Source organism: Pseudomonas sp. RA_5y_Pfl1_P24 (assembly GCF_963970945.1).
GTDB lineage: Bacteria > Pseudomonadota > Gammaproteobacteria > Pseudomonadales > Pseudomonadaceae > Aquipseudomonas > Aquipseudomonas tritici.
Window position 1 is genome coordinate 125,811 of record NZ_CAXAOJ010000013.1, and the last position, 11,713, is coordinate 137,523.

An 11,713-nucleotide genomic window follows, 5' to 3' on the forward strand; every position below is an offset into this window, starting at 1 on the left:
TTAATCAATACAATGAAAGCCACGAACCACGTGCCCTGTAGCGGTACGCGAACACCTTATCCACAGAAGCACCAACAGACTTTGGGGGCAACTTTGGCAGCGCTGTGGAAAACCGCCTCAAACCTTCATAAATCGGGGTTTTCAGGGATTTTAATCAAGTAAAAGCTCAAATCGATCAGATTTTGATCAATCGCATGAAAGCCTTTAACCATAAGGGCTGTGGCCGAGAGCGAACACCTTATCCACAGAAGCGCCAACAGAGTATGGGGGCAAGTCTGATCTGTTAAATGGCTGAGTGCAGGGAAAAAACCAAGGAAAAACCGCCAGTTAGCTTGGTTGTTTTTCGTACAGAGGGCTGCAGGGCTTGATTCACAGGGGCTGTGGACAACCGCGAACAGGTTATCCACAGACGGATCAACAGGGATTGTGGGTAAGCCCAAGGGACTTCAACAATGTGGGAGCTGGCTTCCCTGCTATAGCCATTGGAATCCACACAGCTCTGAGTAGTGAGCGGGCTTGTCGAATCGTCGTACCGTCCGCTCATACGGGTGCAGATACGCCAGCGCCCACAGGGAATCAGCGTACGACGCCCTCCTCAACCAACAGCTTGAGAATAGCCTCGGCACCCGCTTCCGGGCTGAGGCCCTTGAGCACTTGCCCACCGCCGCCGCTGGCCTTGGCCGTGGCGGCTTTCATACGATCGGCGCCGCTCTTGGCCTTGATCACCTTGAGCCGCTTGGGTCGAGGCTTGGCCGGTTGCAGCACGGCCGCTGTGTATAACTCGTCCTGCTCGACTTCAACTTCGTGAGCCGCCAGTTCACCGCGCTGCGCCGGGCCGTAAGCGCTTTGCCGAGGCTTGGGCGCGGCGTTATCCACGGTCGCCAGAAACGGCAAACGCACCTTCAACCGGCGCCGCTGGCCGCGTGGCAAGGCTTGCAGCACATGGGCCACGCCCGCCTCGATCGATTCAACCTGCGCCAGCCCGACAATCAGCGGCCAGCCCAATTGCTCGGCGAGCAAGAACGGCAACATGCCCGAGCCTTCACCGGTTTCGGCCTGGCTGCCGGTGAGCACCACCTGGGCACCGGCATCGCGCAAGTACTCACTGAGTACCGGCAACGCATCGCTGCCAGCCGGTTGCTCCAGTACATGTAACGCTGGCAAGCCCATGCCCAGGTAACTGCGCAGGGTCGGTTCGGCGATGTTGCCGGCGTGCAGCACCTGCAACTTATCCCCAGCCATCTGCAAACCCAGTTCGACAGCGCGGGCGTCCTGCTCCGCACGGCGCGGGCGCCCGGAGGTAGGGTGGGCGCCGATAGAAACCAAACTGATTACATTCGTGGTCATGGCCATATCCTTAAGCCGCATCGCGCTTGGCGCCGGTGCGGTAGGCCTCGACCGCATCGATCAAGGCTTGCAGTATCGCGTTACTTTCGCCGATGACCGAGAGGTCGGCACGCTTGATCATGTCGCAGCCAGGGTCAAGGTTGATCGCCACCACCTTGTCGCAGGCACCGATGCCCTGCAGGTGCTGGATGGCACCGGAAATACCTACGGCCACATACACCCGCGCCGTGACCCAGGTGCCGCTGGCGCCGACCTGGCGATCACGCGCCATAAAGCCGTCGTCCACGGCCACCCGCGAGGCGCCCTCGGTGGCACCCAGTGCGGCGGCGGTCTGGTGGAAGAGCGTCCAGTCCTTCACGCCATTGCCGCCGGAGAAAATGAATTCCGCCTCGGCCATGGGAATTGCCGCCGGGTCGACGGCCACCGCACCAAGATCTTCAATGCGCGGCAAGCTGCGCGCCAGGGCTGTGGATAACTGCACGGGCAACACTTCGTGCCGGGTTTCACTGACCGGCTCAGCGCACTCCACGGCCGCCAGGATCAGGCGCGCCAAAGGCCGGGCCAAGTCTTCCTGGCCAGCTCCGGCGCGGCCGATGCACACGTCGTCCTTGATCTGCCAGACTCGCGTGGCCGGGCGTTCCTTGAGGCTGGCGGCAAAGCGTCGGCCCAGCTCGCCGCCACCGCTGCGGCTGTCCGGCAGCAACCAGTGGCGCGGGTTGAACTGGTTATCCACAGCGCGCAAACCTTGCACCCGTTGCTCCGGTGAATAACCGTCGAATGCGTGGCCTTCCAGCACCAGCAGACGGTCGACGCCCGCCGTGGCAAACGCATGTTCCTTGTGCTCGCCAAACACCACCGCCAACACCGCGCCATCGCTGCCAGCGAGTTGCCGCGCCAGGCCCAGCAGGTCGCGGTCGTGGCTGCTCAGGCGACCGCCGACCATGTCCGGCACCACGTTGATGTAAAACGCCGGCGCCGGCACCTGGTGCAGTGGCAACTGCACTTCCACCGCTGCCGAACGCTTGGCCGTACCACCCTGCTGGGCGCCGCTGCGGTCGATACGCTTGACGCCGTTAGGGCCAATAAAACCAACACCATGCACGTTTTTGCGGATCACGCCGTTAGGCCCCATCCAGCTGTGTTGCACCGGCTGCATCGCCGCATGCAGCGGGTGCAGACGGTTGCGGGCGATCCATTCGGCCCGTGGGTCGCGGCGGATAATGTCGCTCATCAATGCACCTCCGCAGACTTTTGTTGGACAGGGCGTTTGGTCGGCGAACTGGCGGGCGCGGCGTCTTCCAATAAAGCGTCGGCCACCAGTTCGGCGATGTCCTTGATCAATGGGCGCGGCTCGACCACACCTTCGAGCATTGCCGTGCACTGCGGGCAGCCCACAGCCACCAGTTCGGCGCCGGTTTCGCGGATGTCTTCCATGCGCATGTCCGGAATCCGTTGCTTGCCGGGTATGTCGGTGATCGGCGCACCGCCGCCACCGCCGCAGCAGCGTGAGCGGAAGCCCGAACGTTGCATCTCTTTGACCTCGATGCCCAACGCCCGCAGCACTTGGCGCGGCGCCTCATACTCGCCGTTGTAGCGGCCCAGGTAGCATGGGTCGTGGTAGGTCACGCTGTTGCCTTTGTGTTGGCCCAGGTTCAACGCGCCCTCGCCGATCAACTCGGCCATGAAGGTACTGTGGTGTTGCACGAGGTAGTTGCCGTTAAAGGCGCCGTACTCGTTTTTCAGCACATGGAAACTGTGCGGGTCGCAGGTAACGATGCGCTTGAAGCTGTACTTGGCCAGGGTCTGGATATTGCGCGTGGCCAGCAGTTGGAAGGTCGCTTCATCACCCAGGCGCCGCGCCACGTCGCCGCTGTCGCGTTCTTCCAGGCCAAGCACGGCAAAGTCGACGTTGGCCGCTTTGAGTACTTTGACGAACGCTCGCAAGGTGCGCTGGTTACGCATGTCGAAGGCACCGTCGCCAACCCAGAACAGTACGTCGGCGCTGCTTTTTTCGCTGAGCAGCGGCAGGTTCAGATCCGCCGCCCAGTTCAAGCGACCGCCCGGTGCAAAGCCGCCCGGGTTGTCGGTGGCGATCAGGTTCTCGAGGACTTCGGCGCCCTTGTTCGGGGTCGCGCCTTTTTCCAGGGTGAGGTAGCGGCGCATGTCGACGATGGCATCCACGTGCTCGATCATCATCGGGCACTCTTCCACGCAGGCGCGGCAGGTGGTGCAGGACCACAGGGTTTCGGCGTCCACCAGGCCGTTGACGATTGGCTGGTGCGGGTTGCCGCTGTGCTCGCCTACCGGTTTGCCTGGATAGGGACTGCCGGCGAACTTGGCATCGGTGCCGCCAGCCAGGCCGACCACCATGTCCTGGATCAGCTTTTTCGGGTTCAGCGGCTGGCCGGCGGCGAAGGCCGGGCACGCGGCTTCGCACTTGCCGCACTGCACGCAGGCGTCAAACCCGAGCAGTTGGTTCCAGGTGAAATCCTTGGGTTTTTCCACGCCCAGAGGCGCGGTTTTATCGCCGAGGTCCAGCGGCTTCAACCCGGTGGAACGGCCACCGCCAAAGCGCTCGGCACGGCGGTGCCAGGCCAGGTGCAGGGCACCGGCGAAGGCGTGCTTCATCGGGCCGCCCCAAGTCATGCCGAAAAACATTTCCGACACGCCCCACAGCACGCCCACGCTGAGCAGCGCAGCCAACAGCCAGCCGCCGAAGTCGGCCGGCAGGATCCCGGCCACCGGCAGCGTTACCAGGAAAAAGCTCACCGAAAACGCCATCAAGCTTTTCGGCAGGCGCATCCACGGGCCTTTCGACAGGCGTGATGGCGGGTTACGGCGGCGCAGATAGACAAACGTGGCGCCGACAAACATCAGCACCGAGGCCAACAGCAGGGCATAGCCGAGGATGCGGTTATGCAGGCCGAAACCGTGCACCAGAATCGCCAACAGCGCTGACAGCACAAAGCCCAACGCCGTGGCGACGTGGGTGTTGGCGATGTATTTGTCGCGGGCAACCACGTGGTGCAGGTCGACCATGTAGCGCTTGGGCATGGCCAGCAGGCCACCGAGCAGGTCGACTTTGGAGGCGCGGCCACGGCGCCACATGTTCACCCGGCGCAGGGCGCCGAGGACGGCAAGGCCCAGGGCGGCAAACAAGAGAATAGGAAGCAAGGTGTTCAACATTGAGGTGACCTCAAGCGGCAAGTTTCAAGCTACAAGCGGCAAGTCAAAGCCGGTCAACCACTGCTCTTTCTTGCTGCTTGAAGCTTATGGCTTGCGACTGTTCTTAAAAATCCTTGCACAGGCGCAGGGCGTCGTAGATCGCAGCGTGGGTATTTCGCTGCGCCACACAATCACCAATGCGGAACAGCAAGTAGCCCTCGCCCGCATCGCTCAGGCACGGCTGCGGCTGGATCGCGAACAAGGCTTCAACATCGATCTGACCTTTGTTACGCGATCCTTCCTTGAGCCCGTAGTAAAGGGCTTCATCCGGACGCACGCCGTTTTCCACCACCACCTGGTCCACCACCCGCTCCTCTTTGGCGCCGGTGTACTCGTTCTCTAGCACCGCTACCAGCTTGTCGCCTTCGCGGTAGACCTTTTCCAGCATCATGTCGCCGGTCATGATCACTTCCTTGGGGTACATGCTGCGGTAGTAGGTCGGGAATGACGTACCGCCGATGGCCACGCCGGGCTTGATGTCGTCAGTGACGATCTCGACCTGGCAGCCTTTGTCCGCCAGGAAATCGGCCACCGACATGCCGGTGAATTCGCAGATGGTGTCGTACACCAGCACGTTCTTGCCCGGTGCCACCTTGCCGTCGAGCACGTCCCAGCTGCTCACTACCAGGCCTTCGGCCGCGCCCCAGTGTTCGTTCTGTTCGATAAACGGATGCCCGCCCACCGCCAGCACCACCACGTCCGGACGCAGGTCGAGGATGGTCTCGGCATCAGCGGCCACGCCCAGGCGCAAATCGACTTTCAAACGTGCCAATTCCAGCTGGAACCAGCGGGTGATGCCAGCGATCTGGTCACGTTGCGGCGCTTTCGAGGCGGTGGTGATCTGCCCGCCGATAAATTCTTTCTTTTCCAACAGGGTCACGTCGTGGCCACGTTCAGCGGCAACGCGCGCGGCTTCCATCCCCGCAGGGCCGGCACCCACGACCACGACTTTGCGCTTGGGCCCGATGGACTTCTCGATGATGTGCGGCACGCCCATGTATTCACGGGAGGTCGCGGCGTTCTGGATGCACAGCACATCCAGGCCCTGGTACTGGCGGTCGATGCAGTAGTTGGCGCCGACGCACTGCTTGATCTGGTCGATCTGGCCCATCTTGATCTTGGCGATCAGGTGCGGGTCGGCGATGTGCGCACGGGTCATGCCGACCATGTCCACATAACCGCCTTCGAGGATGCGCGTGGCCTGGTTCGGGTCCTTGATGTTCTGCGCGTGCAGCACCGGGACCTTGACCACTTCCTTGATCCCGGCTGCCAAGTGCAGGAACGGCTCCGGCGGATAACTCATGTTGGGGATAACGTTGGCCAGGGTGTTGTGGGTGTCGCACCCCGACCCCACCACGCCGATGAAATCGAGCATGCCGGTGTCGTCGTAATACTTGGCGATCTGCTTCATGTCCTCATGGGACAAGCCGTCCGGGTGGAATTCGTCACCGCACAGGCGCATGCCCACGCAGAAGTCGTCACCGACCTCGGCACGCACGGCTTTCAGGACTTCCAGGCCGAACTTCATGCGGCCTTCAAAGGTGCCGCCCCATTCGTCGGTACGTTTGTTGACCCGTGGGCTCCAGAACTGGTCGATCATGTGCTGGTGCACGGCGGACAGTTCCACGCCGTCTAGGCCACCGGCCTTGGCACGACGCGCGGCCTGGGCGTAGTTGCCGATCACGCGCCAGATTTCTTCCGGTTCGATGGTCTTGCAGGTAGCGCGGTGCACCGGCTCCCGCACGCCGGACGGCGACATCAGGGTCGGCCAGTTGAAGCCGTCCCAACGCGAGCGACGGCCCATGTGGGTAATCTGGATCATGATCTTGGCGCCATGCTTGTGCATGGCGTCAGCCAGGTTCTGGAAGTGCGGGATGATGCGGTCGGTGGACAGGTTTACCGAGCTCCACCACTCCTGCGGGCTGTCGATGGCCACCACTGAGGAGCCACCGCAGATCGCCAGGCCGATGCCGCCCTTGGCTTTCTCTTCGTAATACTTCACATAGCGGTCAGTCGTCATCCCGCCGTCGGTGGCATACACCTCGGCGTGGGCGGTACTGAGCACGCGGTTGCGGATGGTCAGTTTGCCGATCTGGATCGGCGCAAACATTGCTTCGAAAGCCATGGCACGGTCCTCGGTTTACAACGGCTTGACGGTGAACAGGCCGTCATCGTGGCCCTCTTCGGAGCCTCCGTAGACTTGTTCGGCGACGGTGCGGATTTGGCTGCCACGCGCCTGCAGAATCTGGTCCATGGCACCGGCAAACCAGCCGGTGAACATGTAGTCGACCTTGCGTCCGACCTTGCCGTACACGTAGACAAACGCCGAGTGCTCAAGCTTGACGCTGGCTGTGCCTTTGTCGAGGTCGATGTCCTGGATCTTGAACAGGCCCCAGCCGCGCTGCGACAGGCGCTTCATGTAGTGTTCGAACACTGCGACGCCTTCCAGGCCGTGACATTCGGCTTCTTTTTCACACCAGTGCCAGGCGGACTTGTAGCCGGCTTTGTAAAGGATGTCGGCGTAGGCGTCAGCGCCGAGGACTTCTTCGATACCCATGTGGTTGTTGACGAAGAAATGGCGTGGCACGTACAGCATCGGCAGGGCGTCGGAGGTCCAGACACCGGTTTCGCTGTCGACTTCGATAGGCAATTGCGGGGCGATCTTGGCCATGGAAACTTAACTCCAGAAAATTCGTTGTGTTGATGTTCCGCGACAGTGCGGTGGCTTATTCGCCCCAGACGTCCTTGAGGACGTTGACCCAGTTCTCACCCATGATCTTGCGCACCACACGCTCAGGGTGACCGCGCTTGAGCAGGGTTTCGGTGAGGTTGGGGAACTCGCCCACGGTGCGGATGCCCAGCGGGTTGATGATCTTGCCGAAGCTGGTCAGGCGGCGGGCGTAGCCCTTGTCATGGGTCAGCATTTCGAAGAAATCCTGGCCATGGCCCTGGGTGAAGTCGGTGCCGATGCCGATAGCGTCTTCGCCGACGATGTTCATGGTGTATTCGATGGCTTCGGCGTAGTCGTCGATGGTCGAATCGATGCCCTTGGCCAGGAACGGCGCGAACATGGTCACGCCGACAAAACCGCCGTGGTCGGCGATGAACTTGAGCTCTTCATCGGACTTGTTGCGCGGGTGCTCTTTAAGGCCGGACGGCAGGCAGTGGGAGTAGCACACCGGCTTTTTCGATTCGAGGATAACTTCTTCGGAGGTTTTGGAGCCCACGTGGGACAGGTCGCACATGATGCCGACGCGGTTCATCTCACCGACGACCTCACGACCAAAGCCCGACAGGCCGCCATCACGCTCGTAGCAGCCGGTGCCGACGAGGTTCTGGGTGTTGTAGCACATCTGCACCACCCCAACGCCGAGCTGCTTGAAGATCTCGACGTAGCCAAGCTGGTCTTCGAAGGCATGGGCGTTCTGGAAGCCGAAGATGATGCCGGTCTTGCCCTGCTCCTTGGCTTTGCGGATATCGGCGGTGGTTTTCACCGGGATCACCAGGTCGCTGTTCTCACGGATCAGGGTCTGGCTGGCCACGATGTTGTTAATGGTGGCCTGGAAGCCTTCCCACACCGACACCGTGCAGTTGGCAGCGGTGAGGCCACCTTTGCGCATGTCCTCGAACAGGTCGCGGTTCCACTTGGCAATAATAAGCCCGTCGATAACGATGCTGTCGGCGTGCAATTCGGCTGGGCTCATCAGGCGTCCCCTTATTGGCGATTCATGCGCCGAATCGTCTGCCGGCGCTTTGGGGCCAGCATATGCCCAGGGGCCGACAGAGCCGGGTGCAAAAACGACAGGGGAATTGCCGAAAGCGTCAATCCGCGACAAAGGCTGTTAAGAGAGGTCTGACTGGCGGCTGTTATTTGTCTTACGCTTGAGCCAGAATTCCCGTATCACCTGATATGAGACGGCGAAATGAAATCGATTTTCCTGGCTTTGGCACTCATCGCAACCGGCGTTCACGCGGCCGAATACACCGACAGCACGCCGTGCGACGGCATCGAAAACGACAAGCAAACCCTGGAATGCGCCACTTACAATAAAACCACCGCCGATCAGTTGCTCAAGGATAACTATCAGAGCCTGTTGGAACGCATGGCTTCGACCTACGGCAGCGACAAAACCAAGCTGGCGGACATTACCGCTCGTCTGAAGGATGCCCAGCAGAAGTGGGAAAAGTTACGCGACGCCGATTGCGCCGTGGACACCTTCCCGGCGGTGAACGGCACGAAGGCGTACGCCATTGCACAGAATGACTGCCTGGCGCGGATGAGTGATGAGCGGTCGGAGTTTCTGGAATCGATCGGGCAGGAATAAGCGACAATCCCCGTCACTTTCCTTCTGAAACAAGGCTATTCATGAAGACTTGCGGCATCGAAATCAAAGGCAGCGAAGCCATCATCGCCGTCGCCTCCCTGGACAACCAAGCGCTGACTCACGTCGCCCTGGCCACGAAAAAAATCGCCCTGGAAGACGACGATGAAGCGGCCAACGTCAAAGCCTTCGCCGCTCAGGTGAAGGCGTTTGTGCAGGCAAACGCTATCGAACGTATCGCGATCAAGAAGCGCAGCAAGAAAGGCGAATTCGCCGGTGGCCCGACCACGTTCAAGATTGAAGGGGTGCTTCAGTTGCTGGAGGGTGTTGAGGTGACGCTGTTGTCGCCGCAGACCCTCAATGCGCAGAACAAGAAGCACACCTTTGACCTGCCGGCGACGCTGAACAAGTATCAGCATGAGGCGTACAAGGCGGCGTGCTCGGCACTGGTCAAGAAATAAGCCACACCCTATATCAATGTGGGAGCTGGCTTGCCAGCTCCCACATGTGATCAGCGTTTGATTCAGTTAAGAGCTCGGCGCCGGTGCTGCAGCCAATCCCCGAAGGATTTGTCTTCCAGCGCATAACCGCCCCGGCTCGACTTCCATACCAGCTCTTTATCGCGCAAGGCATCGATACAGGCCTGAATGGTCTGGGTGCCCGGCACTACGTCGCTGCCCATGCCTTCCAACGCCTTGCTGACGGCCGTGAGGGTGCTGTCGGTAAACGGCGCGAACGGTTCGTTGTTCTGTGAGCGCTCCACCATTACGTCCAGCACCGCACGCTGGGGAATGGTGAGGGCGTTCCAGGCACTTTCGAATTCGGTCCAAACGCCGGCGCGCAGCAGCTCGGCGCGACTGTGCAGCAGTTGGCCGAGATTGCTCGCCTCCCCCAGTTCCAATGCCACTTCACCAATGATGGTGCGCAACATTTCCGGGCGACGACCCACTAGCTCAAACGCTTCATCAATGTCGGCAGCATTGAACTGGTTGGTCTTGGCCAGAAGGCCGTTGAGGTACACGGTGTAGGCCTGTGTGAATGCTTTGCCCAGCAGTGGAAATGGGGTGATGCTGGACCCGAAGAACGGCTGGCTTTTACCTAATACCAGATGGGCAAGCTTGTCGCGATTGGACCCCGTGAACACCAGGCGCAACCCGCCGCCCTCGCCTTCACGACCTTGGTTGAGCTGGTCCCGGGCGGCCTTGAGGGCAAACATCGCGTTAACACCTGCTTCGGTGGTGAGCGCGTGCTGGGCTTCGTCGATCACCAGCACGACGGTTTTCTCGGCAGCGCTGTGAAGCAACTCCAGCGCTTGTGTCAGTGTGGCGCCTGCAGGCAATTGCGGCTTGGTGAAATCCCAGGACAAGGTGCGCAGGAAGCTGAGCTTTTCGATGCCGATATTTTTGGCCAGTTTGCGTATGCCCTTTTCAAAGGGCACCAGGGCACCGGCGATGGCACTGGAGATCAGGTCGGCGGGGTCTTTTTCCTTGTCGGCCCACAGGTCGACATACACCGCCAGCCAACCACGCGCCTGGCATTCAGGAACAAGGTCCTCACGTAAAAAAGTGCTTTTGCCCGTGCGACGCGGCGCCGCGAGAAACAGGCCGGAGGTGAAATCCTGAATACCGGCCCCCACAAGGCCATCGGCAATGCTGCTTGCCAGGTCGGGGCGGCGGAACACAAAGCCGCTGTTCTTGGACATGCTTTTATACTCAATTATGGAAATGACTATAAATTATAGTCGCCAGTATAATTGACTATAATCAGCCGTCAAACCACCTCCCGTCGCCGATCCTCCCTTGGGCATTTCGCAAACCGTGCCCGATAACTCCGCGTGAAATACGACGGTGATTCAAACCCGCAGGCGATGCTCACTTCCAGCACACTCAGATCGCTCTGGCGCAGCAACTGCCGGGCTTTTTCCAAGCGCAGGCCGAGGTAGAAGTTGCTCGGGGTGTCGTTCAAATGCAGGCGAAACAGGCGCTCCAGCTGACGCCGCGTTACGTTGATAGCGTCGGCCAGCGCCAATGTGCTCAGGGGCGGCTCGGTGTGTTGCTCCATCTCGCCGATCACTTGCACCAGTTTTTTGTTGTTGATGCCGTAGCGCGTGGCGATCTGCATGCGCTGGTGGTCTTTGCGTGGGCGGATACGGCCGAGCACGAATTGTTCGGAAACCTGGATCGCCAGCTCCGAGCCATGAGCCTGGGCGATCAGGTCGAGCATCAGGTCGATGGAAGCGGTGCCGCCCGCGCAGGTGATGCGACGGCGGTCGATTTCGAAGAGTTCCTGGGTCACTGTGAGCTGCGGGTAGGATTCCTTGAAAGCGTCGATGGCTTCCCAGTGCAGGGTCAGCCGGTGGCCATCGAGCAGGCCTGCTTCAGCCAGCACGCAGGCGCCGGTGTCGATGGCGCCGAGGGTCACGCCGTCATGGTCGAGGCGGCGCAGCCAGTGTTCCAGCGCGGGAGTGGCGAACTGCAAGGGTTCAAAGCCCGCCACCACCAACAATGTCGCGCCTTTTTTCAGCGGTTCCAACGCGGCGTCGGCGTTGACCGACATGCCATTGCTCGCCAGCACCGCGCCGCCATCGGCACTCAACACGTGCCAGCGGTACAGCTCGCCACGAAAGCGGTTGGCCACCCGCAGCGGCTCCAGCGCGGAGATAAAGCCAATGGCCGAAAAGCCCGGCATCAGCAGAAAGTAGAAATCCTGGGACATGGTGGCGCTCTCGTCGGACGGGCAGCGTGGCACTGTGATACTCCCGTTCACGGACGGATTCAAGGGGGCAGGTCGCTGCAGTGCAAGAGCGGGTCGCCGCCGTG

Annotated in this window: 10 protein-coding genes; 2 read left to right on the forward strand and 8 right to left on the reverse strand. The window is 60.9% G+C overall.

What is annotated here, in order from left to right:
- Positions 1–576: 576 nt before the first annotated feature.
- The 6 genes from etfB to AACY30_RS21580 form a co-directional block, all read right to left on the reverse strand.
- Entirely contained in the window at positions 577–1,347 is a 771-nt protein-coding gene (gene etfB, locus AACY30_RS21555) for an electron transfer flavoprotein subunit beta (protein ID WP_339541108.1), read from the reverse strand.
- A 10-nt stretch (positions 1,348–1,357) separates the two neighbouring features.
- Positions 1,358–2,578: an electron transfer flavoprotein subunit alpha gene (etfA, locus tag AACY30_RS21560; protein WP_339541109.1), complete on the reverse strand. Its 1,221-nt coding sequence runs from the start codon at positions 2,576–2,578 to the stop codon at positions 1,358–1,360.
- Positions 2,578–4,533, reverse strand: coding sequence for a dimethylglycine demethylation protein DgcB (dgcB, locus tag AACY30_RS21565; RefSeq protein ID WP_339541110.1), 1,956 nt, complete (start codon positions 4,531–4,533; stop codon positions 2,578–2,580). The genes etfA and dgcB overlap by 1 nt, the downstream gene beginning before the upstream one ends.
- A 103-nt stretch (positions 4,534–4,636) precedes the next feature.
- Positions 4,637–6,697: a dimethylglycine demethylation protein DgcA gene (gene dgcA / locus AACY30_RS21570; protein WP_339541111.1), complete on the reverse strand. Its 2,061-nt coding sequence runs from the start codon at positions 6,695–6,697 to the stop codon at positions 4,637–4,639.
- 15 nt (positions 6,698–6,712) lie between these two features.
- Positions 6,713–7,243 carry a DUF5943 domain-containing protein gene (locus AACY30_RS21575; protein ID WP_128874052.1) on the reverse strand — a complete coding sequence of 177 codons (531 nt, stop codon included), beginning with the start codon at positions 7,241–7,243 and terminating at the stop codon, positions 6,713–6,715.
- Between the two features lie 55 nt (positions 7,244–7,298).
- Entirely contained in the window at positions 7,299–8,276 is a 978-nt protein-coding gene (locus tag AACY30_RS21580; protein WP_015886257.1) for a dipeptidase, read from the reverse strand.
- 219 nt (positions 8,277–8,495) lie between these two features.
- Here AACY30_RS21580 and AACY30_RS21585 point away from each other — a divergent pair, with 219 nt between their 5' ends.
- Positions 8,496–8,897, forward strand: a complete 402-nt coding sequence (locus AACY30_RS21585) for a lysozyme inhibitor LprI family protein (protein ID WP_339469740.1) — start codon at positions 8,496–8,498, stop codon at positions 8,895–8,897.
- Positions 8,898–8,938: 41 nt separating this feature from the next.
- Positions 8,939–9,355, forward strand: a complete 417-nt coding sequence (locus AACY30_RS21590; protein WP_339415336.1) for a DUF3010 family protein — start codon at positions 8,939–8,941, stop codon at positions 9,353–9,355.
- Between the two features lie 62 nt (positions 9,356–9,417).
- Here AACY30_RS21590 and AACY30_RS21595 read toward each other — a convergent pair whose 3' ends face one another.
- Positions 9,418–10,596, reverse strand: a complete 1,179-nt coding sequence (locus AACY30_RS21595; RefSeq protein ID WP_339541112.1) for a hypothetical protein — start codon at positions 10,594–10,596, stop codon at positions 9,418–9,420.
- A gap of 68 nt (positions 10,597–10,664) precedes the next feature.
- On the reverse strand, positions 10,665–11,609 hold the full coding sequence (locus AACY30_RS21600) for a GlxA family transcriptional regulator (RefSeq protein ID WP_339415334.1): 945 nt from the start codon (positions 11,607–11,609) through the stop codon (positions 10,665–10,667).
- Positions 11,610–11,713: the final 104 nt, after the last annotated feature.